This is a genomic window from Pseudoalteromonas sp. NBT06-2 (assembly GCF_002276045.1).
In the GTDB taxonomy this organism is placed as follows: Bacteria; Pseudomonadota; Gammaproteobacteria; order Enterobacterales; family Alteromonadaceae; genus Pseudoalteromonas.
Window position 1 is genome coordinate 31,860 of the sequence record NZ_NQMR01000037.1, and the last position, 24,466, is coordinate 56,325.

At 34.4% G+C, this 24,466-nt stretch carries 27 protein-coding genes; 14 read left to right on the plus strand and 13 right to left on the minus strand.

The window, feature by feature from the left end; genetic code table 11:
* Positions 1 to 28: 28 nt before the first annotated feature.
* The 4 genes from tssC to CJF42_RS09695 are packed head-to-tail and all read right to left on the minus strand — an operon-like array spanning position 29 to position 3,939.
* On the minus strand, positions 29 to 1,507 hold the full coding sequence (gene tssC, locus CJF42_RS09680) for a type VI secretion system contractile sheath large subunit (RefSeq protein ID WP_095366496.1): 1,479 nt from the start codon (positions 1,505 to 1,507) through the stop codon (positions 29 to 31).
* The gene (gene tssB / locus CJF42_RS09685; protein WP_095366497.1) at positions 1,507 to 2,010 is read right to left on the minus strand and encodes a type VI secretion system contractile sheath small subunit; all 504 of its coding nucleotides are present in this window, start codon (positions 2,008 to 2,010) and stop codon (positions 1,507 to 1,509) included. The genes tssC and tssB overlap by 1 nt, the downstream gene beginning before the upstream one ends.
* A 25-nt stretch (positions 2,011 to 2,035) precedes the next feature.
* Positions 2,036 to 2,566: an Hcp family type VI secretion system effector gene (locus CJF42_RS09690; protein WP_095366498.1), complete on the minus strand. Its 531-nt coding sequence runs from the start codon at positions 2,564 to 2,566 to the stop codon at positions 2,036 to 2,038.
* 41 nt (positions 2,567 to 2,607) lie between these two features.
* Positions 2,608 to 3,939, minus strand: a complete 1,332-nt coding sequence (locus CJF42_RS09695; protein ID WP_095366499.1) for a type VI secretion system protein TssA — start codon at positions 3,937 to 3,939, stop codon at positions 2,608 to 2,610.
* A gap of 565 nt (positions 3,940 to 4,504) precedes the next feature.
* Here CJF42_RS09695 and CJF42_RS29060 point away from each other — a divergent pair.
* On the plus strand, positions 4,505 to 4,630 hold the full coding sequence (locus CJF42_RS29060; RefSeq protein WP_286203487.1) for a hypothetical protein: 126 nt from the start codon (positions 4,505 to 4,507) through the stop codon (positions 4,628 to 4,630).
* Positions 4,631 to 4,684: 54 nt separating this feature from the next.
* On the opposite strand, the gene CJF42_RS09700 is transcribed toward CJF42_RS29060, so the two are convergent.
* Positions 4,685 to 7,852 (minus strand): HD domain-containing phosphohydrolase, encoded by a 3,168-nt coding sequence (locus CJF42_RS09700; protein ID WP_095366500.1) that lies wholly within the window; start codon positions 7,850 to 7,852, stop codon positions 4,685 to 4,687.
* A 291-nt stretch (positions 7,853 to 8,143) separates the two neighbouring features.
* On the opposite strand from CJF42_RS09700, the gene CJF42_RS09705 reads away from it, so the two are divergent.
* Positions 8,144 to 9,265, plus strand: coding sequence for a pyridoxal-phosphate-dependent aminotransferase family protein (locus tag CJF42_RS09705; protein ID WP_095366501.1), 1,122 nt, complete (start codon positions 8,144 to 8,146; stop codon positions 9,263 to 9,265).
* Positions 9,266 to 9,372: 107 nt separating this feature from the next.
* The gene (locus tag CJF42_RS09710) at positions 9,373 to 9,603 is read left to right on the plus strand and encodes a DUF2805 domain-containing protein (RefSeq protein ID WP_095366502.1); all 231 of its coding nucleotides are present in this window, start codon (positions 9,373 to 9,375) and stop codon (positions 9,601 to 9,603) included.
* Between the two features lie 26 nt (positions 9,604 to 9,629).
* Here CJF42_RS09710 and CJF42_RS09715 read toward each other — a convergent pair whose 3' ends face one another.
* Together CJF42_RS09715 and CJF42_RS09720 are read right to left on the minus strand one after the other, a co-directional pair.
* Complete coding sequence (locus CJF42_RS09715) at positions 9,630 to 10,502, minus strand: TIGR01777 family oxidoreductase (RefSeq protein ID WP_252097576.1); 873 nt, start codon at positions 10,500 to 10,502, stop codon at positions 9,630 to 9,632.
* Positions 10,503 to 10,654: 152 nt separating this feature from the next.
* Positions 10,655 to 11,191, minus strand: a complete 537-nt coding sequence (locus CJF42_RS09720) for a peroxiredoxin family protein (RefSeq protein WP_095366503.1) — start codon at positions 11,189 to 11,191, stop codon at positions 10,655 to 10,657.
* Positions 11,192 to 11,386: 195 nt separating this feature from the next.
* Here CJF42_RS09720 and CJF42_RS09725 point away from each other — a divergent pair, with 195 nt between their 5' ends.
* Positions 11,387 to 11,620, plus strand: a complete 234-nt coding sequence (locus tag CJF42_RS09725; RefSeq protein ID WP_095366504.1) for a hypothetical protein — start codon at positions 11,387 to 11,389, stop codon at positions 11,618 to 11,620.
* On the opposite strand, the gene CJF42_RS09730 is transcribed toward CJF42_RS09725, so the two are convergent.
* Positions 11,597 to 12,226 (minus strand): MipA/OmpV family protein, encoded by a 630-nt coding sequence (locus tag CJF42_RS09730; RefSeq protein WP_353651678.1) that lies wholly within the window; start codon positions 12,224 to 12,226, stop codon positions 11,597 to 11,599. The genes CJF42_RS09725 and CJF42_RS09730 overlap by 24 nt on opposite strands.
* A complete protein-coding gene (locus CJF42_RS28555; protein WP_252097574.1) occupies positions 12,227 to 12,364 on the minus strand; it encodes a hypothetical protein in 138 nt (45 codons plus the stop codon).
* Positions 12,365 to 13,160: 796 nt separating this feature from the next.
* Here CJF42_RS28555 and CJF42_RS09735 point away from each other — a divergent pair.
* The 7 genes from CJF42_RS09735 (at position 13,161) to CJF42_RS09760 (ending at position 18,067) form a co-directional block, all read left to right on the plus strand.
* Positions 13,161 to 13,442, plus strand: a complete 282-nt coding sequence (locus tag CJF42_RS09735; RefSeq protein ID WP_095366505.1) for a hypothetical protein — start codon at positions 13,161 to 13,163, stop codon at positions 13,440 to 13,442.
* 846 nt (positions 13,443 to 14,288) lie between these two features.
* Positions 14,289 to 15,566: a lipopolysaccharide biosynthesis protein gene (locus CJF42_RS09740; RefSeq protein ID WP_095366506.1), complete on the plus strand. Its 1,278-nt coding sequence runs from the start codon at positions 14,289 to 14,291 to the stop codon at positions 15,564 to 15,566.
* 144 nt (positions 15,567 to 15,710) lie between these two features.
* The gene (locus CJF42_RS09745; RefSeq protein ID WP_095366507.1) at positions 15,711 to 16,862 is read left to right on the plus strand and encodes a PQQ-dependent sugar dehydrogenase; all 1,152 of its coding nucleotides are present in this window, start codon (positions 15,711 to 15,713) and stop codon (positions 16,860 to 16,862) included.
* Positions 16,863 to 16,953: 91 nt separating this feature from the next.
* On the plus strand, positions 16,954 to 17,154 hold the full coding sequence (locus tag CJF42_RS09750) for a hypothetical protein (protein WP_095366508.1): 201 nt from the start codon (positions 16,954 to 16,956) through the stop codon (positions 17,152 to 17,154).
* A 143-nt stretch (positions 17,155 to 17,297) separates the two neighbouring features.
* Positions 17,298 to 17,462, plus strand: a complete 165-nt coding sequence (locus tag CJF42_RS27385) for a hypothetical protein (RefSeq protein WP_170940552.1) — start codon at positions 17,298 to 17,300, stop codon at positions 17,460 to 17,462.
* Positions 17,449 to 17,871: a CIA30 family protein gene (locus CJF42_RS09755; protein WP_095366509.1), complete on the plus strand. Its 423-nt coding sequence runs from the start codon at positions 17,449 to 17,451 to the stop codon at positions 17,869 to 17,871. The genes CJF42_RS27385 and CJF42_RS09755 overlap by 14 nt, the downstream gene beginning before the upstream one ends.
* Positions 17,852 to 18,067 carry a TIGR02450 family Trp-rich protein gene (locus CJF42_RS09760; protein ID WP_095366510.1) on the plus strand — a complete coding sequence of 72 codons (216 nt, stop codon included), beginning with the start codon at positions 17,852 to 17,854 and terminating at the stop codon, positions 18,065 to 18,067. The genes CJF42_RS09755 and CJF42_RS09760 overlap by 20 nt, the downstream gene beginning before the upstream one ends.
* 15 nt (positions 18,068 to 18,082) lie before the next feature.
* On the opposite strand, the gene CJF42_RS09765 is transcribed toward CJF42_RS09760, so the two are convergent.
* Both CJF42_RS09765 and CJF42_RS09770 read right to left on the minus strand, forming a co-directional pair.
* The gene (locus CJF42_RS09765; RefSeq protein ID WP_095366511.1) at positions 18,083 to 18,796 is read right to left on the minus strand and encodes an SDR family NAD(P)-dependent oxidoreductase; all 714 of its coding nucleotides are present in this window, start codon (positions 18,794 to 18,796) and stop codon (positions 18,083 to 18,085) included.
* Positions 18,771 to 19,196, minus strand: coding sequence for a thiol-disulfide oxidoreductase DCC family protein (locus tag CJF42_RS09770; protein ID WP_095366512.1), 426 nt, complete (start codon positions 19,194 to 19,196; stop codon positions 18,771 to 18,773). The genes CJF42_RS09765 and CJF42_RS09770 overlap by 26 nt, the downstream gene beginning before the upstream one ends.
* Before the next feature lie 91 nt (positions 19,197 to 19,287).
* On the opposite strand from CJF42_RS09770, the gene CJF42_RS09775 reads away from it, so the two are divergent.
* Complete coding sequence (locus CJF42_RS09775) at positions 19,288 to 19,608, plus strand: hypothetical protein (RefSeq protein WP_141235528.1); 321 nt, start codon at positions 19,288 to 19,290, stop codon at positions 19,606 to 19,608.
* A gap of 197 nt (positions 19,609 to 19,805) precedes the next feature.
* Positions 19,806 to 20,141, plus strand: a complete 336-nt coding sequence (locus tag CJF42_RS09780; protein ID WP_095366514.1) for a hypothetical protein — start codon at positions 19,806 to 19,808, stop codon at positions 20,139 to 20,141.
* A 709-nt stretch (positions 20,142 to 20,850) separates the two neighbouring features.
* Here the strand turns inward: CJF42_RS09780 and CJF42_RS09785 are convergent.
* Complete coding sequence (locus CJF42_RS09785) at positions 20,851 to 22,311, minus strand: Gfo/Idh/MocA family protein (RefSeq protein ID WP_095366515.1); 1,461 nt, start codon at positions 22,309 to 22,311, stop codon at positions 20,851 to 20,853.
* Positions 22,312 to 22,754: 443 nt separating this feature from the next.
* Positions 22,755 to 23,342, minus strand: a complete 588-nt coding sequence (locus CJF42_RS09790; RefSeq protein ID WP_095366516.1) for a pilus assembly FimT family protein — start codon at positions 23,340 to 23,342, stop codon at positions 22,755 to 22,757.
* 383 nt (positions 23,343 to 23,725) lie between these two features.
* Between CJF42_RS09790 and CJF42_RS09795 the strand changes: the two genes are divergently transcribed.
* Positions 23,726 to 23,965: an IS630 transposase-related protein gene (locus CJF42_RS09795; RefSeq protein WP_212668799.1), complete on the plus strand. Its 240-nt coding sequence runs from the start codon at positions 23,726 to 23,728 to the stop codon at positions 23,963 to 23,965.
* The last annotated feature ends 501 nt before the right edge of the window (positions 23,966 to 24,466 follow it).

The following is a 24,466-nucleotide window of genomic DNA, read 5'->3' on the forward strand; positions in this document are numbered from 1 at the left end:
ACTCATAAAGTGAGTGCCTTTGCAGGTATTAACCTGGTATTTTTGCAACCATACGTACTGAAGTTGTTAAAGACTCCATTTGTAACCATGGTTTTAAGTGTGCAATTGCTGAATATGAACCAGGCTTACCTGGTTGCTCAACAACTTGAATCGACGATTCAGCTAATGGTGTTTTAGCTCGTTGCTCATTACCGATTGCCCCTGGATTAGTAAATTGGCTGATCCAAGTATTTAGGTCACGCGCAACATCAGTGGCTTCAAGGTTAGAACCTAATTTATCGCGGCCCATTATTTTTAGGTAATGTGCAATACGACTGCTTGCCATAATGAAAGGTAAACGCGCAGAAATAGCTGCATTTGCCGTTGCATCTGGATCAACATAAGTTTTAGGTTTTTGCGTTGTTTGACCACCGATGAATACCGCGTAATCAGAGTTTTTATAGTGAACTAATGGCAAGAAACCAAGATCACTTAATTCTTTCTCACGCTCATCAGTTAAGTTAACTTCAGTAGGACATTGCTGTTGAATATCACCTGCATCTGATTTAAAAGTAAGGTTTGGTAATGCTTCAACTTTACCGCCATTTTCTAAACCACGGATAGAAGTACACCAACCACTTGCAGTATAAGCTTGCGTCATCTTCAAACCCATATCATATGCTGCATTTGACCAAACGATTTGCTCATTACCAGTTGGTCTTGGATTACCTTCAGCATCAAGTGCTAATTCTTCGTAATCGAATGATTTAGTTGTTGCCCCTTTTTTACCGTAAGGTAGGCGAGCAATTGTTTGTGGCAGCGTTAGCGTAACGTAACGAGCATCATCGCTTTCACGGAATGAATTCCAAGACGCATATGCTGGAGAGTCAAATGCTGGTGCAACGGGCTTTCCTTCGTTAAATACTTCATAGTTGTCTAATTCAAACATATTTGCAGAAGCTGCTGCTATAAATGGTGCGTGACATGCTGCTGCAGTCTCACCCATGTAACGTAATAAAGATACGCTTTCATCGCTTGCATCAAATTGGTAATCACCTAATAATAAACCGTAAGGTTCGCCACCGGCTGTACCGTATTCTGATTGATATAGCGTATTGAATAATGGGCTACGATCAATCGCAGGGGCATCTTCAAATTGCTCTAAAATATCGTCTCGATTAAAATCAGCAATTTTGATCTTTAAGTCTGTCCCCACTTCACTTTCACGAACAAGTTTATTAAGACCACGCCATGAACCTTCAAGTTTTTTAAACTTATCTTGTTGCATTACTGCTGATAATTGCTTAGATAGTTTTTCATCAATTGAAGAAATTGCATTTTCAATTGTTTTAGTGAGGTTTTTATCCCAACTAATTGTGCCAGCAGTTGCTTGTTCCATTAAAACAGAAACAAGTTCTTTTGTTGCATCCGGTGCCGTTTGTGTTGTTGCAGCTATTGCTCTGTCAAGAAAACTAACTTCTTGTGCTTCGCCTTGTGCTGCTGCACCTTGCTCTTGTTCAGTACTCATTAAGACTCTCCCTCAGAACTTAAACCTAGCTCATCAGAAAGTGCCTTAATTGTATCTGCACTCGTGAGTACTTCTTTGAGTAATTTTTCAAGATCACGAGATCTATCAGCTTTACTTAAAAGTATTTTTAGCTGGTTACGTGTTTCAACTAATTGCTTTAATGCATCGACTTTGTCAACAATTGCTTCTGGAGTGAAGTCTTTCATTGCATCAAAAGTTAAGTTAGCCTCGATTTGACTATTATCATCTACCAGAACGTTATCAACCTTCATTTTAAGTTCTGGTCCAACACGTTTCATTACTGTATCGAAGTTATCTTTATCAATTTGAAAGAACTCACGATCAGCAACATCTGGTTTATTATCATTATCAGCTGAAAAATCACCTAATACACCAACAACAAAAGGAAGTTCTTTTGTTTCTAATGCACCATTTGTTTCAACATCGTATGTGATGCTAACGCGGTTTTTACTGACGCGTTTATGTTGAGAATTTAATGCCATTTTAATTATCCTAAATTCTTATTAATTACTTAAGATCAGCTTGTGAAGTAATTTCTGCTGAAGTTGTATCGAAGGTAACTTCTGCTGACTTTTCTATTTTACCGCCTTCAGCTTCTACGAAATAAGTTTGTGAATGCGTTGTATATGTCATCGCAAAATTTTCACCTGGTTGGCTGCCATCGCTACCTGAAACGCTGTAACTTGAAATACGTGCATTCTCTAATGTAACAATTAAATATGGAACTAGGCCTTTACCTGCACGGTTTGGTTTAGTGAAAACGATTTCAACTTTTTTACCAGCTTCACCTGGTGCGTATAAGAATGTTGTAATATATGGGCTTGCACCATCTAATTGCTTCGAACAGTTTATTTCACCTAACGCGACCATACCGCCATCATTATTATCTGCGTTACCAATATCTACTGATACGTTACGCATTGCGCTCCACGACATAGAATCAAGCGCAAAAAAGCCTTTTTTTCCACCGATGTCAGTTACTGTCGCTGAACCTTTGATTGTGTCGTTTCCGTCAATTCTCATGTAAATAGAAGCCATAATCTTTCTCCAAATATAAAAGTTAAAAATCTACAGCCAGTTTACCAACTGAAATCAGAATCTGTAGATGTGTTTGATGTTTCTTTAGTACTAGGTGTTATATTCTCACTGCTGTTTTGAACTAGGGAAGTTGCTACAACAGTTGTTGATTCTTTAATTTGTTTTTGTGCTACTTCCTGAAATATTTCCGGTTCTGGTTTATATGCGCTGATATCTGCTTTTTCACTGTCGATACCTGTTACTAAGTTAATTTGCTCTAAAATTTTGTCATTGCCAGAGACTAATTCTTGCATTAGTTCAGGTAAGGACATGTATCCCCAACGTATTGCTTTTTCTAATAAAAAAGATATAGGACTATGCGGTTCTGTTTTTGCAAAATAATCAGCTATTTTTCTTAACTCTTGAAATGCGAGATCTCTATTTGCTAGCTGACTTGATACATTTGTTACTTGAATCGAATTCTGTTGTGCTGTTGTATTGAATGAAGTAGTAGTTGCTGCACTTGGTTCTGACGACTGCTTTGTTTCTTCAACAGTTTTGACACTAGATTCTTCTACCGTTTTGTCTAAAGGCCAAACCGAATAGCTTTCCAAAACTAAATATTTGATTGCTTGCAAACAGTCATTTAAATTTTCTTTAATAAATTGCGCACTGATCGCAGTAATAGAAAGCTTAGTTGTGGTGGCTTTTAGCCATGCATCAAGTTTAGTTACAGCGTTTAATGCGCAATCAAGTGCTACAATAGTTGTTGTTATATCATCTTTATGTGATGAAAAATCTTTTTTTGCTTGAACTTTTAGCTCTGCGAGTTTACCTGATTTAGATGCAGAAAAGTATTGCGCGTGATCTATTTCACCCACTAATGATAACATTTGTAGTGGCATATATAATAAACCACTGTTTGCGCTTTCACCTAATAATTGAATTAAAGGTCTAAGCTGTAATTCTGCTCTTTGTGTTGTTTGCTCTAAAGTATCTTCAGATTTGAGCTTATTATCTGGTAAATAAGGTTGTACATCAGGCCAAAAACTATCAATAAACTCATTTAGTGTATCTAGTGCAGCTGCAATTTTAGTGATGGAATCTCTTTGAAAAGCCAAAGACATTACCCACCAACAATAAATTTCTACATCTTTACTTTTTTCAGTTAATGTTTCCCAGCAGGCATTACTAACTGTTTGCCAGTTTTTTTCATTTTCTTCAAATAAAGTTTCATCTGTAGTGGAATCTGGTGTCTCTATTAAACGCCTAAAAGATGATTGAGCCGCATTGAAGTTATTTCTTAATGCGCGATAAGCTGATCTGTCATTTTTTAGATAACAGCCAGTTGCTGATTCACCTTTAATAGGTTGTAATAATTGTTTGTAATCCACTAATAATTAATCCGTATATTTGTTCTTGTTCTTAATCACATAGTAAAATGTAAGGTAAAAAAAATATTAATGCAAATCCATTGGAGGTATTTATCGCCTTAAATGGTTGAACATGAATTTGTATTTTATTATTCGGTGTTATTTTAAGTATTTAACTAGTTCAAAAGGTATAATCATTAATTCTACCGTGAATTTTATTTTTAATATACGATTCTAGGTAGTATAAATTAAAATTATGGATTTAATGTAAAAGAAATAAAATTTTTTAATTTTATTATATGTAGGTGGGTATTGTTGAGGAATAAATGACCTGGTATATAGCCATGTTACTTCAAAATGCATGTTTCAGAGCTATCTGAGCGAGCCCAATTCAAGGCGTGTTGATGTAAGAATGTAGGCACTCTTTCAAACTAACGCAACGATGAAGTGGCTTTGCTCAGAAGCGCCGTCTCGGCGAGTTTAAACAGGGTTTATGCTGCGTTATTAATTTTGATAAGGGAACAACTATTATTTTTAATTAATGCCTTATCTAAATTCTGTTTAATTCTCGCTGAAATCGCGCATTTTGAGGTATCATGCTCGTTGTTCCATCTTTTTTAAGGGAGTAACCATTAATGCAAAGATGCGCCTAGATCATGAATTGCTCAGCAGTCCTGAACCTCACATCTTGAAGTGGCTTGGGTATAATTGATAGTCAGTATCATGTTCCAGAACGTAAAGCACAGAATTTATTATTTTAAACTCTTCATGCAACTTGTTTTACTTTTATATATTTATCAATATCTACAGAATCTAACTGTTCTACAGGAAGGTATTTTTTAGCGTATGTAATATAAACACCGGATGTTAAAAATAGCTCAAATACATTTTTGTCTATGTGCTGGTCAAGTACCATCTTATACATAATATCTATGGCGATACTGAGAGGTTTGGCTTTTTTGTATGGTCTGTCTGCCGCAGTTAAGGCTTCAAAAATATCAGCTAAAACTAAAATTCGTTCGGGGATAGATAAATCATCAGCTGTTAGCTTTCTTGGATAGCCAGTACCAATTAAAGTCTCATGATGGGTAGAAGCATAACGAGGTACATTTTTAAGTTCCTCTGGAAAAGGAAGATTATCTAACATCTTGATCGTACTTATGACATGTTCATTTATTTTATATCTGTCCTCAGTGGTTAAAGTGCCTCGAGAGATAGATAAGTTATATAATTCGCCGCGATTATAAAGCCTTTCAGGTATCGTCATTTTTATACCAAAGTTAGGATCATAATTTGTATTGTTTGTACGCAATTCAATATGTTGCTCAGTATCTAATAATAGTTTTTCTGTTGCTGGGAGTTTTCTTTTGCTTTCTTTTGAGTGTTTTTCAAATTCAATTGGAGATAAACCTAAGCTATCATCAAAGTACCTCTGCCAAGTTTGATTTGAAATTTTAGTGAGCTGTTCAACTTTATTTTTCCCCATATATTCTCCACCAATATTTGTTTGAGCTATAAACGTAAATTCTTCTTGCAGTTTGGCATGTTTGCGTTTTAGCTCTTGTTGATAAAAAGAGCCAGAGTCGGGCTCTAACAATAGTTGTTTGTAGTATTGTATTTCAGCATCTCTATGTAATACTTCAAAGCGCATCCTAACTTCATGAATACGATTATAAATAGTTTCAAGTTTAGTGCCTTTATCAACGATATGTTCTGGTGTAGTTATTTTTCCGCAATCATGAAGCCAGGCCGCGATTCTAAATTCTCTTTGTTCATTCTCAGTCTTTAAAGCAAAATCAGAAAAACAGTCTTTTTCACTTTTGCTGGCTTCATCAACTAGCATAATGCCAATTTCAGGTACTCGTTCACAATGACCAGCTGTATAAGGAGATTTATCATCTATCGCTTGTGCTATGAGCTTAATAAATGATTCCATTAGTTTTTTTTGGTTTTCTTCATGTTGATATAATGAACTGGCCATGTCAGTCAAAGATTCAGCTAATTCATCAAGCTCTTTAATATGGCTAAGTGAGGTTTGTACTTCATTGTACTTTCGGTGTTTAATTAAATTATTTTGCGTTACTAATCGTTTTACTGGGTTTGCTATAAATCGTGCAAAATAAAATGAAATTGGCAACATGCATAAAAGACATAAAGCAGTGAGCAACATTGATAATTTTACTTTTTCTAAACTCTTGCCAATGATAGTATTGTAAGGTGTGACAACTGCAAAATATGTTTTGACTTTGTCTCGCATATTTACCGGACTAATGAACATATAATATTCGGTATTAGAGAGCGTTTTTTTAATAAGATTATTATGAACACTTGATTTTTTAGCCTCCGTAATAAGAGATTTATAAGGCACATTGATAGACTGAAAAATAGCGTCATTAACGTTACTTTCTAACCATTTGCTATGTAAAGCTGCTTTTTGTTTAGCAGTTATATGATTTAAAGCCTTATTTATAATTGGCAGTAAATCACTATGTTCTTTATGCAGTAAAATATGTAATGTTTCAGGGATTTTTAGAGGTTTAAAACTAATTGAAGGCTGGAGTGTAAGATCATCTATAAAGTTTTGAGACATAATATTTTTTAAAATAATATAACTATCAAGCGCTGCATATGCTTGTCCCGTTTTTACTGCATTAATGGCTTCTAAAGGAGTTTCAAATTCAATAATATTTATCAAAGGCAGTTTATCTTTTAGCAATGGTGTAATTGACCACCCCTGAGCAATGGCTAAGGTTTTATTATTAATAGCTTGCATTTGTGTTATGGGCACATCGCTAGGCTGTGTGACTAAAGCGAATGGCATGCTTAAAAAAGGGTCACTAATAATACCTAACTTTTGGTTGAGTGGTGTATCGTATACGGCTTGTAAGGCATCTAATTCATTGTGTTTAAACATAGTCACTAATTGTGACCAAGTGAACCCGTTAACATAATCAAACTTAATGTAAGTCAGTTGTGAAATGAGTTTCATAATATCTACGGAATACCCTTGAGGTTGACCTGAGATAGCGAAGTCGATGGGCACCCAATCTTTTGAATTTGAAATTGTTAAAGCGGGTGTTTTTGCAATAAATTGCTTCTCTTGTTCAGTTAAATTAAGAGGTTGAGAATCAGGTACTTTAAGCTGAGAAATTTGATTGTTACTTGTTGCAATAAGTTCTCCATTTTCTTGGTAGAGGTACACCTCACTTCCTACAGGTAATTGATGCTCTTGTAATTGGCTTGATAAACTTGAAAGTGCAATATCCAATGCTAATACATGTTTGGTATTAGGTAATATTGTTGAAAAGGTTAGGCCTGGTGCCTGTAAAGAATTAAACTGATAAGGCTCAGACTTATATATCTCGCCATTTTTTGATTGTTGAAACCATACCCGCTGTGTGGGATCAAAATCAGTTTTATTTTGTTGAATATGTCTTACTTTAAAGTTCTTATCTAAGTATTGAACAGTTTCAAGTTTTGATTGTGCGCTAGAACTAACCTTTAACCACCTATCTTTGATAGAGGCTGAAAATTTCTTTCGTATCAGCGGAGATGCAGCTAAATTAATTAACTGATCAAAGTCGCCATTGTTTTGGCCTATATATATGGAATAAAAAATCGGATTGGTTGCCATTATTTGCGCGAAGGATTGGTAACTTGATGGTGTTAAAATATTTCCTTTCAATAAAGATGGGTTTTGCGCTAATATTTTTGTTACTTTAGTGGCACTATCATCAATATTTGATAGGTAATCACGGGTATATTTTGCTGTCATTTGAAAGCTGTTTCGAGCGGATTCACTGGCAATAGACATACTAAAGTAGTAATTTAACCCTATTGCAATGGTGGCAGTTAAGCCTGTTGCAATGATAAATATACTAAGCAAAGTCAGATGAATAGATATACGAAATCGTTTGAAACTACCTTGTAACATGAATATCCTTATTTTAAAGTCTTAAACTTCACTAAAGGTAATAAATTACTCGAATCTAAAGCTAGTACAAAAAATAGCAGTTTAATAGTGAATATTTTTATTATTCGCATTGTGAAAGATTGTATTTTATTGTTTAAAATTAAAAATGTTACTTTAGTCGTTCAGTATTAATATTTAATGAAATTACAGAATAAACCAACAACTTGACACTTGTGTCAAGTTAGTGTCTACTGAAAGCACTTCTGTTGCGTAAACTTACAACTAATAAAATTGAAAATAGGTTACAATACTATGACATATAAATCTTTTACTCCGCCACGTAGAATTTTAATGGGGCCAGGCCCTTCAGACATCAGCTCTGAAGTATTAAGTGCATTATCTCGTCCTATAATTGGCCATTTAGATCCACTTTTTGTGGGTATGATGGATGAAGTTAAGTCACTTCTTCAATATGCTTTTCAAACAAAAAATGAATTCACCATTGCACTTTCTGCGCCAGGCTCTGCAGGTATGGAAGCTTGCTTTGTTAATTTAGTCGAAGCGGGTGATAAAGTTATTGTATGTCGTAATGGCGTATTTGGTGATCGTATGATCCAAAATGTGACACGTATTGGAGCCGAAGCTATTGTTGTTGATTCTCCTTGGGGGCGTGCTGTAGAAACGGACAAAGTAGAGCAAGCTTTAATTGATAATCCAGATGCGAAATTGTTGGCTTTTGTTCATGCTGAAACTTCTACGGGGGCGTTATCTGATGCTAAAACTTTATGCAAAATGGCGCAAAAGCATGGCTGTGTCACTATTGTTGATGCGGTAACTTCACTTGGTGGTGTGGAATTAAAAGTAGATGAATGGGGTATTGATGCTATTTATTCAGGTTCTCAAAAATGTTTGTCTTGTGTGCCGGGTTTATCCCCTATTTCATTTAGTGAAAAAGCGGTAGAAATTATTAAAAATCGTAAAACCCCCATTCAAAGTTGGTTTTTAGATCAATCTCTTGTAATGAGCTATTGGTCAGGGGAGGGGAAACGCAGCTATCATCATACTGCACCTGTTAATTCGTTATATGCGTTGCATGAGTCATTATTGCATTTACATAATGAAGGTTTAGAAAATGCTTGGGCACGTCATAAACAGCAACACGATAATTTAGCCAAAGGATTAGAGAAATTAGGTATTGAATTTATCGTACCTGAAGATGAAAGGTTACCGCAACTTAATACGATATCAATTCCAAGTGGTGTTGATGATGCGAAAGTAAGAAGTTACATGTTAAATCATTATAACTTAGAGATAGGCGCAGGTTTAGGTGACTTTACTGGTAAAGCATGGCGTATCGGTTTAATGGGGTATGCGGCTAGAAATGAAAATGTAGCATTATGCTTAACTGCTTTAGAAGATGCATTAGCGCAATAACGTAAAGCAATCGATATAAGAGCCTGTAGTTCGGCTGTTAAATCGATTGTTAAACTCTTTTATTGCTTGATACGTATATTTCCAATTAAAAGCGATGGAATAACGATATGAATCAATTAGAGCATGAAACATCAAGAATTATTGAAATGGCATGGGAAGATAGAACTCCATTTGAAATCATTGAAAGCCAATTTGGATTAGATGAAAAAGCAACAATCAAGCGCCTTGCTCTTGAAAATTTATCCTTATTAAAATTTGATCACTCACTTACTCGTATTGGTATAAGAACAAATAGGGTCATCCGAGGATATTGCCCGACACAATATAAAAATCGGTAGTTTACTAATCCTAGGCGATAGAATGCTTATGATGGCGCTTTTAATAAAGATTGTAGAGCGCTATCTATTGTCGAGTATTTAAAGTTAAACTTACTTGATAGCAGTTTTTTAGGATATACATTCTGACCATAATTTAATAGTTCTGACATTTCACTAAATAGTAACTTTAAGAAGAATCCGGGGCTTGTAAACAAGCAGGGTCTTTTTAGTGTTTTAGATAATTTAGTAGAAAACTCCGCATTAGTAACTGCGTTTTCAGCAGTTATATTTATCGGACCACTTAAATTTTCGTTCTCAACAATATAAATGATCGCATTGACCATATCTTCAATGTGTATCCAAGACATTACTTGTCTTCCAGAACCAATCTTACCACCTAATCCAAACTTAAATAGAGGCAACATTTTAGATAATACGCCATGATTTTTAGATAAAACAATACCCGTTCTTAGCAAGGCAACACGTGTCCACTTACTGCTCGATTTTGATGTAATTAACTCCCAATTTTCACATATTGTGTTGGTAAATTCTTTGTTATAAGCGGTAAATTGCTCATCAATAGCTGTGATACCTTGCCTGCCATAAATGCCTATTGCACTACCCGAGATAAAAAGTTTAGGCTTATTGATAGCCTGTTTAATGAGTTCGGTTAAAGTTTGAGTTGTAGACCAACGGCTTTGACAAATAATATCTTTTTGTTTTTGTGACCATCTCTTATCAGCAATAGGCTCGCCAGCTAAATTGATGACAATATCGGCATTTTCGATACTTTCTAAAGTTAATCTACTGATTATAATCACTTTCGAGTTAAATTGCTTTTGGGCTTTTTCGATATTTCTGCTCAATACAGTAATATTTGCATTGTGAGTGTACAGTTGATTAATTAGTGCTTGACCTATGCAGCCTGACCGCCTGTAATTAAATAGTTCATAAGACGCTTTAAATGCTCCGGATTTATCTGTTAATTTAGCTTCGTATAAAAAGTATCGATATCTAACATTTAATTTTAGGTATATTTAATTGTTTGAAATATATCTATTTTTAAAATGAATTAAAGAGATAGGCTGTTTTCTATTTTTAATAGCTCTAAGTTATTTGCTATATCTTCAGCAGCCGTTAAAGGATTAATATTTTTATCTATTTTCATGATCTTACCGGCTTTGGAAATGTAAAAGGTGATTCTGTTTGCCACTTTAAACGTGTTGAGAACGTCATATGCTTTAGCTGTATTTTTTGTCGGATCACTCAACATAGGGAAGTCTGCGCCCGTCTTTTTTGCAAAATCTCTGTTGGCATCTAGTGGGTCGACACTTGCCATAAAATAACTTGTGTTAAACGCTCTAATCAAATGTCCTTTCTCAACCAATGATTTACATTCTATAGTACATCCTCTGGTATTGGCCATTGGATACCAGGCAAGTATCACTGCTTGTTTATTTTTGTAATCGCTCAGCTGATAAAAATCGCCATTGGTTGCTTGTAATTTAAAATTAGGCGCTTGATCTCCTACGTTTAAATCATTTGCTATTAAATTAAAGCTAATGATTGTAATAAACAAAGTACTAATTAATTTGGATAGGGTTTTCATTATATTACCTTTTTAAGTGTTGTTTAATTATTTCATACTTATATACCCAAACCACTTCAAGATGCAGGATTCAGTTGGAATTAGAAATGCTTTAGGCAAGGCATTGATTGAAGAACATGGTTATTCCCTTTTCAAAATCAATAACGCTGCATAAAGTATTTATAAAGCAACCTTACAGGGACTTCTGAGCAAATCATGCTCGTTGTTGCCTGCATGGATGTAGGTACTAGAGCAATGCAGGAGCATATTGCCGGTCCATCTTTTTTTAAGGGAGTAACCATTAATGCAAAGATGCGCCTAGATCATGAATTGCTCAGCAGTCCTGAACCTCACATCTTGAAGTGGCTTGGGTATATACGCTTGGTGATAATAAAAAGTTTGATTATTTTACTACTTTATGAATATTCATTCAAAAAACTTACTAAATAAAAATCGAACGTTGAGATTATTATCATTTTCAACTAATGGGCTTTGAGTGATCCCTGAATCAAACTTGGCGTATTCAAGAGATAAACTGGTGAATCCATCAAAAAATACAGGAGTTGATAGCGAAAGACCAATAGTGGCATTAATAGCCGATTGTCCTTGATATGTCCAAATAAATGCATTTATTTCATTTGGTTTAACACCATAATAATAATCAACATGTGTATCATTCAAATAACTGATACTCAATTTAGGTTCAAAAAATAAAGACCCATAATTAAACACTCTAGAGATATTTGCTTTTGCTTCATAACCATTTGAATTTCCAAGGACATCAAACATATTTGATAAATTGATTTTCCAGTTTTGCTTTTCATATGACAAACCAATGCCTGTATCTATTGATACTTTTCTTTTTTCCATATTCTCAAAGATATAGCTATCGGATTTATTAAATCCTTGAAAACGCGGTGCGGCTTGAATAGAGAGCGTTATATCGGATACATTTAAAGCATCGTATTTAATAAAAGGCCCTAAAACACTCCATTTTTCGTTTCTATATCCAATGATAGGTAAAGGTATAATGCGATAGTCATATCCTTTATAAATTTATTGACTAACACCTAAACCTAATCCATATAAGAATCCATGAGGTTCAATTTTCTCTCTCGCTGTTCCTCTATTATGTGCTGCATGAACAGTTGAGCTAAGTAATAGTAAAGCTAAAAGTAAAATCCAACACCTCATTGTTATTCCTTATTAGTTAGTGTGCATTGGTTTTACGAAGTAAGCTGTACTTTAGATCAATTTATTGAAACATAATGATATTTGCTATAAATATTCAGGGAAAGTTATTTTAGACATAACAATAGAGATTATGAATTGCCAAAATATGCTGATATGCTTAATCGTGGCTATCAAGTTGTTTATAAAAGTGCTTAACATCACAGAACAACACTTTTAATCATCTTATATTTCTATTAGAAAGGTAAAGAGATGCTAATTGAAAGGGTAGAATGTCTGGGAATTTGTACTCTTTTTTATATGTTGAATAGTTTTTATTATACTCTAACTCTTGAATTGTTTGAGAGCCATAAATATTAAACGCTTTAATATAAATGTTTGTATCAATTCCCATTAATTGTGTTTAATAATCAACGCGATGATAATTTTTATCTTGTTCTGCGTTAAAATATCCATACTCAGGCACATAAAATAAAGGAGTGGATGCTGTTTCATAATAAGAGGTTGCCTGTTTTACTTGGGTATAATGCTAGCTTGCTAATTTGAACGATTTGCATTTAAATTTGGATTCACTGGGCTTATTGTTAATAAGCGATAGTCATCTACCAATGAATAGCATAATAGAGAATAAAAACTTTAACATAGCAAGCATATTATGGCTTATTATTGCTGCTAGTATGTCTGTTCATATTATTGTATTACAGCTCGGACAAACTCTGTTAACTCACTGGAGATGAACAGCTCTAATGGTACATACTGCCGCTGAGATTAGTGGTACGATTTCGCTTTATTTGTTGCCATGTTTTTACTGCGTTATAAACATTTTGGTCGTGGCACACATTATAATATTCGAATTGCAGCAGCACTAATCGCTATGGGCGTTTTTGATGGGGTTCATGCGGTTGTTGCTGTCGGTGATCTTTTTGTCTGGTTACATAGCCTTGCCATTTTTAGCGGTGGATTGCTTTTCATTTTAATATATGTGCCAAAAAGCTGGTCTTTTTTTGACTCTCACCTTTGGTGGCAGATGATAATGTTGCTATCTTGCTTTATTGGCCTAACTTCTATGATTTACCCATAAATCGTTTCGGTCATGGTTTTTAAGACCGTCAAGAAGATAATATATCAATTTTTATTAGAGATAATAATGGTTATTTAACTTTAGATTATAAGGATAACGGCAAAGGAATAGCTCAAAATGTTAAGTCTAATCTTTTTGATCTCTTTGTTACCACTAGAGCACCGATGAGTTTAAAATATGAACACCATAATGGTCCAAAAATCACACAGGCAAGGCGTATTAGTGAATGGAATAGTGGGCTATTTCGAGCTGATACAACGTAGCATGTGTGATTTTTGGTCATTCCCTGCGGGCGAAGCTAAAATTTCCGTATACTGCGTTAAATTTTCTTGATGGAGAATAACTAGACCTACAAAAATTTTGGCTCTCGCTGGTGACTATATTTTAAACTGATCGGTGCTCTAGGAGGGGACAAGGTAGCTCAGGATTAGGAATGAATATCGTATTAATTTAATTAACAGTAAATTAGCAGGAACAATTAAGTGCCTTGAATGTAAACAGGGGGGCCATTTTAAAATCGAACTTCCTATTTTATATTCAAGTTAAAATAAATCACATTGCGGGATTTATTACTTCTGCATCGCTATTTTTGTTAATGTTTTACTTGATCATTACGATAAAACTTACCTGAGTGAATTCGATTTAAGGCGAATAACCTGGCCTAAATGCACTTACCCCTAAAAAAAACTGAATCCTTCACCTTTTTACAGTAGTACTAACTCGATTAAGCCCCTTTTATTATTAGAGTGATTTTCCGTGAACGATGTTTAAACTTTAAATGATAATTATTTTCAAGTAGAATAAATTTACATAAACTATATTATCTTACATAGGCATTATAATCTTATGCAAAGTGAGTCATTAGAGCGTCTTAAGAAAGTATTTATCTCTGGTATTTGGGCTACGCTAGCCAGTATTTGTGTGGGCTTCGCCTTTAAAATTTGGTTGGCTCAATGGGTGGATAAAAACGATTTAGCTTTGTATCATACCGTAGTTGATATCATTTCACTGTCACTGATTCTAATGACTGGTTTTCGCTCTTCTATGGTGGTTAGTTATTCTCAAACACACAACGACCGCGATATTATCAATATCTTCCGATTTAGTTTAATTTCGATGGTACTTATTACTTGGGGTGCCATCATCCCCTATATTAAACATTCGCTGAATATTAATGTTGGTTACTTACAGTTGGTTGGCATCATCTTGGGGATGGGCTTAAAGGTCTACTTTACAAACCTTGTCGCTATGTATCGTTTATACGATGTGTCCAATAAAGTCACGAGGCTAGAACCTATCAGCAATGTGGTTATGTTTGTATTATGTTATTACTTTTTAGGACTAGACACACTGTCGTCTCTATTTTACGGGTTGACGTTATCTTCGCTTTCTATTGCTATTTATATGTTTATTCGCCGTAAAAAATCGGTCAGTGCATGTCCTCTAGGCATAGTGAAACTCGATCCACCTCTTATTAGCTATGTGAAAAAAAGTTTTACTGCATCTGTGGAAGCAGGAACCAGTATCTTAATGATTTACATCACAGTGCTCCTGACGATCACCCATTTTAGTGTCGATGAACTTGGTGATTTTCAGGTAGTCGTTCGCCCTGTCTTTACCTATATGACAATGTTATTCGTATTCCCTATTTATCGTTTTGTCCTACCTGAATTAGCTGTAAATATAAGCAAGTACGACCATGAACAAGTGAAGAACATTCGTAGGTGGGTATTTAAATTATCAGCCTTAGTTGGAATCTCTTTTTTCTCAATCATGTATTTTGCAGGAGCGTCGATTATTGCTTGGGTATTCCCACCCGAATATAGTGGTGCGCTACCCGTGTTATTACATTTCTCAATCTTCTTTGTATTTATGATGTTAAATGCTTATCAACTTGCCTATATCAAAGCTCACGGGCGATTTACCCTCAGTCTGTTAATCCGGATTATGGGCATTGTTACTTTAGTTGCAGCGTATTATCTATTATCACAGATGACTGACAATGTTGTGGCTATCATAGCAGCCTTATGCTCTGGATATGTCGTCATGTTCATTCTATCAAGTATCGCAGAACGAAAAATTTTAAATGAACAGACAAATAAACTCGTGTCCATTACAGCTTAATCCTACATTACGCAGCACTTTTAGGAGTGAATTTTTTGATAGGTATTGATCATATATTATATTTGAATTGATATAAATACTATAAAACATAAATGATATTGATTATGATAATCGTATTACTTCTAAGCAGTTCGGTATTGTCATATGTCTAATAAAAGTATCATTTTTAAACAGATTGATTTTATAAAAAACTATTTTAAAGTGTTCATTTTATGTTTTATCACTTCTGTAACTGTTCATGCAGAATCCTCAAAAATATCTGCTCAAAGTCAATTTATTACACAGTCTGTATTAGTTGATTATGGTATTCCTTGGGGAATGGTCTGGTTACCAAATGGTGATATGTTGATTACTATGCGCTCTGGTGAGTTGAAAATTCTTAAAAAAGGAACGGATAAAGCGATTAATATAAGTGGCTTACCAAAAATTGCTGCAGGTGGCCAAGGTGGTTTGCTTGATATCATATTGCATCCTGAGTATGAAAATAAATCTTGGGTATATTTTTCATTTTCTAAAGAAGATAATAAAAAAAATAGAAATATCGCTATTATGCGTGCCAAATTAAAAGGCAATGCATTAATTGAGCAAAATATTATTTATGAAGCGCAAGCATATAATTCTGGCGGTAGACATTTTGGTGGTAGGTTAGCTTTTGATAATAAAGATTTTTTATATTTTTCAATCGGTGATAGAGGGAAAAGAGATATCAATCCGCAAAATATACAACGTGACGCAGGAAAGATATACCGATTACATGATGATGGACGTATTCCAGATAGTAATCCTTTTATAAATGATAAGTTAGCTAAACAGGCCATTTTTTCGCTGGGTCACCGTAACCCTCAAGGTATGGCAAAACATCCTATTACAGGTGAAATTTGGACTCATGAACATGGTCCTAAAGGTGGCGATGAAGTTAATTTAATAATTAAAGGCAAAAATTATGGATGGCCTTTAGTGAGTTATGGCGTGAATTATTCTGGTTCTCAATTTACCAAGTTAACTAAAAAGCAGGGCATGGAACAGCCTCTATGGCATTGGACCCCGTCGATTGCACCTTCTGGCATGGTATTTGTAACTAGTGATAAATACCCTAGTTTAAAAGGCAGTTTATTAGTTGGATCATTGAAGTTCGGCCACATAACCCAGTTAATGTTAGAGGGTAATAGTGTGACAGGACAAAAAATAATAAAAGATGAGTTGTCGCGTGTTCGCAATATTCAGCAAGGCCCTGATGGATATTTATATATAGGTATAGATGGACAAGGTATTTTTAAATTAGTTGAGAATAATTAGCACTCCCCAAAAGTAAAACTTTGATAAAAAATAACCCAAATGTGTTTTTGATTCGTATTACTCAATAGTTTTTCAATTTAAGGAAGCAATGGTGGCATATCAAACAACTATTCTAAGTACCTTAGACGGTAGTCATTATTTAGTGGGTATGACTGATGAACAAGGCAATTTTGGTGCAATGCCTGAGCTTAACACAATTCAAGTGTGCCTTTCTTTATCTAGTGCAAAAGATATTTTGCGTAAACATAATATTTCTTCAGCGCAATTAATTTTACAATCAGCATACGATTAAATGTGCGGTATGTCAGATTCAATGGCGTCTAATCAAGTCGTTTCTATCGAATTATAAATCACTGGTTCTATTTTATAATAAAGTGAACAGATATGTCGCTTTGTTGTTCTTATTAAAGTGATAACTTATGAGGCTGATAACATATGATAAGACAATTAATTTTATTAGGATTATTGTGTAACATGTTAGGTCAGGCTAAAGCACAAACACATGATATAGTTGATTTAGATTCTTTACATAATCAATCTTGGCAAGTGATTAATGATGGAGTAATGGGGGGGGCTGTCACGTGGCATGGTGTCGTCTGAAAGTGATAATTTACACTTTTTCGGACAAATATCTACCGCAAATAATGGCGGTTTTAGTAGTGCTTATTTTCCATATACTACCGAATCATTTTTTGACTTTGTACGTATCATGACAAAAGGTGATGGTAAAACCTATCAAATACGTTTAATTAAAAATGTTAACGGATATAGAGTGTCCTATAAAACAAGCTTTGAAACCAAAGTGGGCAAAGTACAGACTCATACATTTAACTTGTCAGATTTTAAAGCCAGCTTTAGAGGTCGAATTATTACGTCCGCATCACCTGTATATTCTAATGAAATAGAGCTAGTGGGTTTTTTAGTGACACATAAAACGAATGCAGCTTTTTCTTTAAATGTTTATCAAGTTGAATTTGGAGATTTCACAGATGAATCATATAAGCCCTAAATCTTTACTTCATAGTAAATGGACCAGTACTCAAGTTAAAAATAAAGAAAAGCACTTTTTGATCACCAAAGTACTTTTTGATGAAGACCAAAAAATTATAGAGTGTGTTATTCAGGCCGTTATGAATCTAAATGAATACTATATTGATTGGCGTAATTTAAAAGATAAAACTTTATGGAAAATAGGCTGGCAATAGCTGAAGCCTTGATCACTACCAATCAATTTTTTCACCTTGCCAATCAATAAAACTAAGCTCGCCATCTATTTGAGTTTTATTGGTGATGTCAATTAGCGCATCGGCGACAAAGTCTCGCGTAAAAAGCTTTCCCTTAGGTACATTTTTTTGAAATGGCTTAGATAAAGGTGAGTCAGTTGTACCTGGATGAAAAGCAATTAACTTAACATTTTTAAACGTTCTCTTTAGTTCTATCGCAGCTGATTTAAGCAACATATTAAGCGCCGCTTTAGAGCTGCGATAGCTATACCAACCGCCTAATTTATTATCACTAATACTGCCAACACGGGCACTGAGAAAAACAAATTTACATTCATTTTTGTGATTCATTTGCGTTGTTATATGTTTTAACCACAGTAATGGAGTAAGCGTATTGGCATTTAAAATATTTAAAAAACTCGTTGGGTCAAACTCAGAGAGCTTTTTTTCTGGATATGACGTGTCGTCATGTAGTAATCCGTGGCAAATAAATACCCGTGAGAGCTCATCAACATTTAATTCTTTCACTGCAGCCTCTCTATGATTTTCATTATAACTACTGGTCTCTATGATTTTAATATTTTTAAATATGTTGTCATTATAAAATTCAATATTACGTGAGATAATAATTAAACGCTCATTGGTTTGATTGACACTTATAGCGATACCTTTGGCAATCTCACTATTAGCGCCTATGATCAGTGTTGTCATAACAGACTCCTTTTTCGCAATGTGCTGAACCAACGACAAAAAATTTATGAATAAAACTAGAAATAGGTTGTCGGTATTTCGCGATAACTAAATAGCATAAGTGTGATGCTTGTTTTAATACTGGCCATTGTAATGGTGCAACATATAATCCTTTACCTACAATTGTCCAAGCTCTATGAGTAACGTCTAATCCTTTTAAAATACCTCCTTGGTACTCACCGTGAAGAATTTTCAAAGCTGCTTGTTTATCTATATGTTGATACTGTTGTTCAAAATCGCTGTTATGTAGGTTGATAAGGCTTATTTGATTATTAATGTCATCACGCTTGAGTTTATCCATTTCAGCGCAACATAAAGGACATGTACCGTCGTAAAAAATAGTTAATTTATCTGAAGTCATAACAACTCACTTTAAAAATAGAACAACAAACTATACGGGTGAAAAAATGAGAAAGATCAATTTATAAAAATATACTGGGCAGTAAAGTCATATGAATAACAGAATAAAACACATGATGCAATCAACTACATTTAAGGTTGCGCTGTATGCTGGGATCATCGCTGTTATTATAGGTTTGATTGCATTTACCCTCAGTTGGAATTTATGGGATCTATGGGGCGGCCCTTTACCTGGCTATAAAGTGTATCTATTTCCTGGTAATTTAACGTTAATTTATATTTGGCATCCGCTTTTTACTGAAGAAGTTAACTTTTGGCCTAAGCTTGGCCTTTTGATGTTAGGACAGTTCACTGTTGTGACTTGTTTTAGTGCAATTGTTATCACTTTAATTAAAAAATGCCTTAAATCTTAGTCTGATAAATATTTTTAAATTGTCGTATTTTAAATAAAAGTGTTGTTTTTAGACAACACTCCAGGCACATTACCCACCTCACATTAAATATATTAAATAAAAACAATGAATTAAATCTATTCTAATGTGTTTTTTGCTACTGGCATTACCTTTGCAAAACCAAAGTGAATATAAAATAAAAAATAGGAATAGATAAAATGGAAATACGCACTTTGGCGTTTAAGTACTTAGTCGGGATTTTTTTATTACTCACAATACCTTTCAATAGCACTCAGGTTCAAGCCAGCGAAGCTGAGCCGCCAAAATTAATTATTGATGATATTAAATGTACTGGAAATAGCACAACAGACTGTGATTTTATTACAAAAAAATATTATCAAAAAGTGGGTGATGTATTAAACCCTGATGAAATTGAAGATGCTAAATTACGCCTCGGCACTTTAATTCAGTCTTGTCATACTATGAAACGAGAGTTATTAATCAAAAAATTAAAGCAATATAAAGGCAATATTACACATGTCGCAAAATCTTAGTGATAGATCGTACTTATTTATATAAAAAATTGACTCAATATAATATTAAAAGAAATCAGAATTTTGATTAAATATGAATATTTTTTTACGTATTTAATCTTTTAGTATTAAGTAACCAAATGATAATAGCCAGTACTATTAATAACTGCCAGATGCCCACTCCTTTAATACCTATAATTTTTCTTTTTTTATTAAAAAGTCCTGTGATTTTGATAATACCAATTCCATCAAATATGCGTTCATTCTCAATGGTCTAAATATTACAATAACTTTATTGCCTACATGGATGTAGGTACTTAGGTTTAGTGTGGAACTATAAACCTGTACTTTTATTCCCAATAGCAGATTCTCGGTCAATCAAGCGCCTTGTTATTGAAAATTTATCCTTATATACCCAGCTACTTTAAAATGCATGATTTCAGCGGGAGTTTAAATGGTCAATTACAAGACATTTATTGCAGGTAATGCTTATTCCTTTATCAAAATAAATAACGCGGTAGTTGACCATTTAAAGCCTGCCCGTAGGGAATTTATCAAGTAAGTAATCACTACGTTACATCAGTTTGAAAGGCAATAAGCATTCTTAACATGATGTGCCTTGTGCTAACTCACCTGATAAATTCTGAAACAAGCATTATCAAGTGGTTTGGGTATAGATATTTGAACTATAATTCAATAGGATTGGTATGAAACAACTAAATTATTTAGCTTAAGAAACAATACCTAAAGGTTTACCTGTTTTCCAAACATCACGTGTAAAATCAGGTATATTTTTAGAGTTACTACGGTCTTCAACTGAAGCTACGCTCAGTGGGAAAATGGCAGACCATGCAGCAGCGTCGTATACATCTTGATCAAGTGGCTCACCATTACGTAAACAGTACACCATACGCCATAACATTAAGAAGTCCATGCCGCCATGTCCGCCGTTACGTTTTGCTTCTTCACCCATGCGAACATACATCGGATGATCAAATTGTGCACGCCATTTTTCCATATCACGATCCCAACCATGGAAGCTTGGTTTTCTTGGTTTGCGACCTTTACTGCCGTCTTTTTCCCAAAGTGCTAGTGTTGTGGCATATTCATTTTCATAAATAGCTTTAATGGCAGGTGGTGGTGTTTCAACTGCAATGCGGTTAGGGAAACCGGCAAAAGTACCGTTAGTACCTTGAATCAAATTGTGACGGGAATAAGGGCGAGGACTCGTTGTATCATGTTGTACAACAATACTGCGGCCTTGTACTGTTTTGATGATACTGGTATTCATATCACCAGTAATATAATCAAGTTGGTTTCTTTCGTGATCTGCAGGGAATTCACGCTTTGCGTAAGCTGCACGGCCTAGCGCTGGTGAACTTACCGAAGTAACATAATCAAAGCGGTCTCCACGGTTAATATTCATATATTGTGATACGGGGCCTAAACCATGGGTTGGATATAAGTTACCATTTTTCTTGGTATGCCAATGTGTACGCCATGAGCCTGTGCTTTCATCAATTTCTTTCATTTGCCAGCGAAGTTCGTGAATGTAAGCGGCTTCTCCGTGAAGTAGGTCACCAAATAAGCCCTGACGAACCATGTTTAAAACCATTAGCTCATCACGGCCATAGTTTACATTCTCCATCATCATACAGTTCTTTTGCGTTCGCTCTGCAGTATCAACTAACTGCCAACATTCTTCAATAGTTGTAGCTGCTGGTACTTCAACAAAAGCATGTTTGCCACTTTCCATAGTTTCAATAGACATAGGTGTATGCCATTGCCAAGGTGTCGATATAATCACCATATCAATATCTTGGCGAGTTAGCATCTCACGATAAGCATGCTCTGAACCAGTATAACGAGCAGGTTTAGGTAGGTCTTTGTTAACGACAAAATCAATAGACTTATCTAACATTTCAACATGTATATCACAAATAGCTTTGATCTCTACACCTTCTATATTAGTGTAATGTTTTACATGACCACTACCACGTTGACCAACACCAATAAAACCAATACGAACAACATCCATTTTAGGCACTACGAGGCCCATCACAGATTTTCCTTTTGCCTTTGGTGTTAAAATTGCACTTGTATTGTTAGTTGAAGAACAACCCGCTACAGCACTTGCAGCAGATAAAGCGGCAACTGATTTTAAAAAACTGCGACGGTCTAGAGTACTCATAAAATTATCTACCTGCTTTAATTTGGAGTTTATTTTTATTTTATAGGGAATATATAACTGATTCAATATTTAAATACAAAGCTTATTTCATTATGTTTCATTTTAATTGTGAAAGATTCTTAAGGTTACTTTTGTTATTTTATTTGTTAGGTAATCATGATTTTTTTTAGAAAATAAATTTTAAAATTAATCACTTAGGCAATTAATGAAAGAAATCACTTAAACCAACCGTAAAGGGGCTTTACAAGGAAGGGTATTGTATTTTTATTGTAACTTTTAGAAATTGAATCTGCTATTATGCTGGCTAAGCACAATGTTAATGAGAGTTTTACTGACTATGTTCGTGCTTACTGGAGAATAGAGAGTGTGCCGCAGGCACACAAACTAGTGGAATAGCTGAACAATGATACGGCATTTTAATTGACGTATGAATATTTTTTAAGTTAACAGCCAGAACTTATCGAGCCAGTCTCTTTATTGATTAATAGCCCTACTGAATCAATTTCAAAATGGTAAAATGCAAAGCAATTTTTTTCGGAAAGTTTATGCCCGTCAGCAATAAAAAAAATGCCATAACCTCCTTTACTTGGAAATACAGTATTCGCAGTGAGGTTGTCTATAATACAATAATCTGCACCGCTACAGGTTGTTGTTATGTGACTTGATCCGCTGCCTAGGTAATTAAAATCCCCACTAATTAATTGCTCAAAGCCATTGTGCCATATTTCTCGTGGAATACCTTGGTTATAAATTGTAAATGTCAAACCGTCAAAAGCAAGTTCTGTTCCCGTTTCATTTACACCTAAGTTATTGTATTTTCCATGTATAATAGCTTTTGCTTGTATCAATTTTATTCCAGTGTTTAGACTGCTTTGAACACCTTTCAGTACTGCGGTTTTCGCGTCTCCTGTTAGATTTACGTATTTGGGCGCGACTGTGGTAGCCAAAACCCCCAATAAAACGATAATAAAGATAAGTTCTATTAAAGTGAAGCCCTTTGAATACAGCTTAAAAGGTAGCACTTTATTCATTGTTTATTTCCAAAATACTTAATAATTGCCATCATAATAACTGTTTTTGGCTGCGCTTCCAAATAGATTGAGTGTTACTTATAAAATTTTGTCTCAGCGTTTAATTAAAGTGATTAGTTAAAAATAACTATTATTATTCAAAGTATTAATAGCAAATTTTCTGGTGGGGTTACTCATATAATTAATAATAATTCATTTAAAATTGTAAAAATATACTGATTAAGCTTTTAACTCTCTTTTGATTTTATTTCAATACAGCATAAGCTATTAAGCAGTACGTCAAAAATATCAGTAGAGCTTCAATGCTTTTTTACTTTTCCAAATAAAGTCAGAATGTTAAAAAGCCAGAACTATAACTAAATAAAAATAATATGGCATAATGTATGGGATATAGTTTAGATTTTCGCCAACGTGTTTTGGCTTACAAAGAAATAAATGAGTTCACTTTTGAAAAAACCAGTGAGCATTTTAATGCTAGCCTCAGAACGCTATTTCTTTGGGCTAATAACATTACGCCTTGTATTAATCGGCAAAAAGCTACAACAAAAGTGGATATGCAAGCTTTAGAAAAAGATGTGCAATCTCTCGAGATGATTATCAATGGGAGAGAGCTAAACGCTTAGGAGTTTCCAACCTGCTATTCATTACGCTCTGAAACGAACTAACATCACCTTTAAAATAAACACTAAAACACCCAAAAACTGACGAAGAAGAGCAATTAAATTTTTAGCGTCGGATTGCGTGTTATGAAGAGGATAGAAAAGACATTGTTTATCTTGATGAGAGTGGTTTTACACAATGTATGCCGCGCACTCATGGCGATTCAAAAAAAGGTTTTCGTTGTTATGGCATGCATGATTGGCAAGTAAAAGACCGAGTGACTATCATTGGTGCTATTGTCGGTGGTCTATTCTTAACTTTGAGTGTTTTTGCATGCTATGTCAATTTCGAAGTGTTCTATGCTTGATTGACTCAATACTTACTGCCAAAGGTGCCTAAAGACGCTGTTATTATTATGGATAATGCCTCTTTTCATAAACGCAACGATATGCTTGATGCAATTAACGAATATGGATTTATACCAATACAAATAAATATTACTCAATTTAAATGAACTAAATATT

Coding starts and splice junctions, on each gene's coding strand:
- tssC (WP_095366496.1), bottom strand. CDS start 1,507: ATGAGTACTGAACAAGAGCAAGGTGCAGCAGCACAAGGCGAAGCACAA.
- tssB (WP_095366497.1), bottom strand. CDS start 2,010: ATGGCATTAAATTCTCAACATAAACGCGTCAGTAAAAACCGCGTTAGC.
- CJF42_RS09690 (WP_095366498.1), bottom strand. CDS start 2,566: ATGGCTTCTATTTACATGAGAATTGACGGAAACGACACAATCAAAGGT.
- CJF42_RS09700 (WP_095366500.1), bottom strand. CDS start 7,852: ATGTTACAAGGTAGTTTCAAACGATTTCGTATATCTATTCATCTGACT.
- CJF42_RS09705 (WP_095366501.1), top strand. CDS start 8,144: ATGACATATAAATCTTTTACTCCGCCACGTAGAATTTTAATGGGGCCA.
- CJF42_RS09710 (WP_095366502.1), top strand. CDS start 9,373: ATGAATCAATTAGAGCATGAAACATCAAGAATTATTGAAATGGCATGG.
- CJF42_RS09720 (WP_095366503.1), bottom strand. CDS start 11,191: ATGAAAACCCTATCCAAATTAATTAGTACTTTGTTTATTACAATCATT.
- CJF42_RS09725 (WP_095366504.1), top strand. CDS start 11,387: ATGCTCGTTGTTGCCTGCATGGATGTAGGTACTAGAGCAATGCAGGAG.
- CJF42_RS28555 (WP_252097574.1), bottom strand. CDS start 12,364: ATGAGGTGTTGGATTTTACTTTTAGCTTTACTATTACTTAGCTCAACT.
- CJF42_RS09735 (WP_095366505.1), top strand. CDS start 13,161: ATGTTTTTACTGCGTTATAAACATTTTGGTCGTGGCACACATTATAAT.
- CJF42_RS09740 (WP_095366506.1), top strand. CDS start 14,289: ATGCAAAGTGAGTCATTAGAGCGTCTTAAGAAAGTATTTATCTCTGGT.
- CJF42_RS09745 (WP_095366507.1), top strand. CDS start 15,711: ATGTCTAATAAAAGTATCATTTTTAAACAGATTGATTTTATAAAAAAC.
- CJF42_RS27385 (WP_170940552.1), top strand. CDS start 17,298: ATGATAAGACAATTAATTTTATTAGGATTATTGTGTAACATGTTAGGT.
- CJF42_RS09755 (WP_095366509.1), top strand. CDS start 17,449: ATGGTGTCGTCTGAAAGTGATAATTTACACTTTTTCGGACAAATATCT.
- CJF42_RS09760 (WP_095366510.1), top strand. CDS start 17,852: ATGAATCATATAAGCCCTAAATCTTTACTTCATAGTAAATGGACCAGT.
- CJF42_RS09765 (WP_095366511.1), bottom strand. CDS start 18,796: ATGACAACACTGATCATAGGCGCTAATAGTGAGATTGCCAAAGGTATC.
- CJF42_RS09770 (WP_095366512.1), bottom strand. CDS start 19,196: ATGACTTCAGATAAATTAACTATTTTTTACGACGGTACATGTCCTTTA.
- CJF42_RS09775 (WP_141235528.1), top strand. CDS start 19,288: ATGAATAACAGAATAAAACACATGATGCAATCAACTACATTTAAGGTT.
- CJF42_RS09780 (WP_095366514.1), top strand. CDS start 19,806: ATGGAAATACGCACTTTGGCGTTTAAGTACTTAGTCGGGATTTTTTTA.
- CJF42_RS09785 (WP_095366515.1), bottom strand. CDS start 22,311: ATGAGTACTCTAGACCGTCGCAGTTTTTTAAAATCAGTTGCCGCTTTA.
- CJF42_RS09790 (WP_095366516.1), bottom strand. CDS start 23,342: ATGAATAAAGTGCTACCTTTTAAGCTGTATTCAAAGGGCTTCACTTTA.
- CJF42_RS09795 (WP_212668799.1), top strand. CDS start 23,726: ATGGGATATAGTTTAGATTTTCGCCAACGTGTTTTGGCTTACAAAGAA.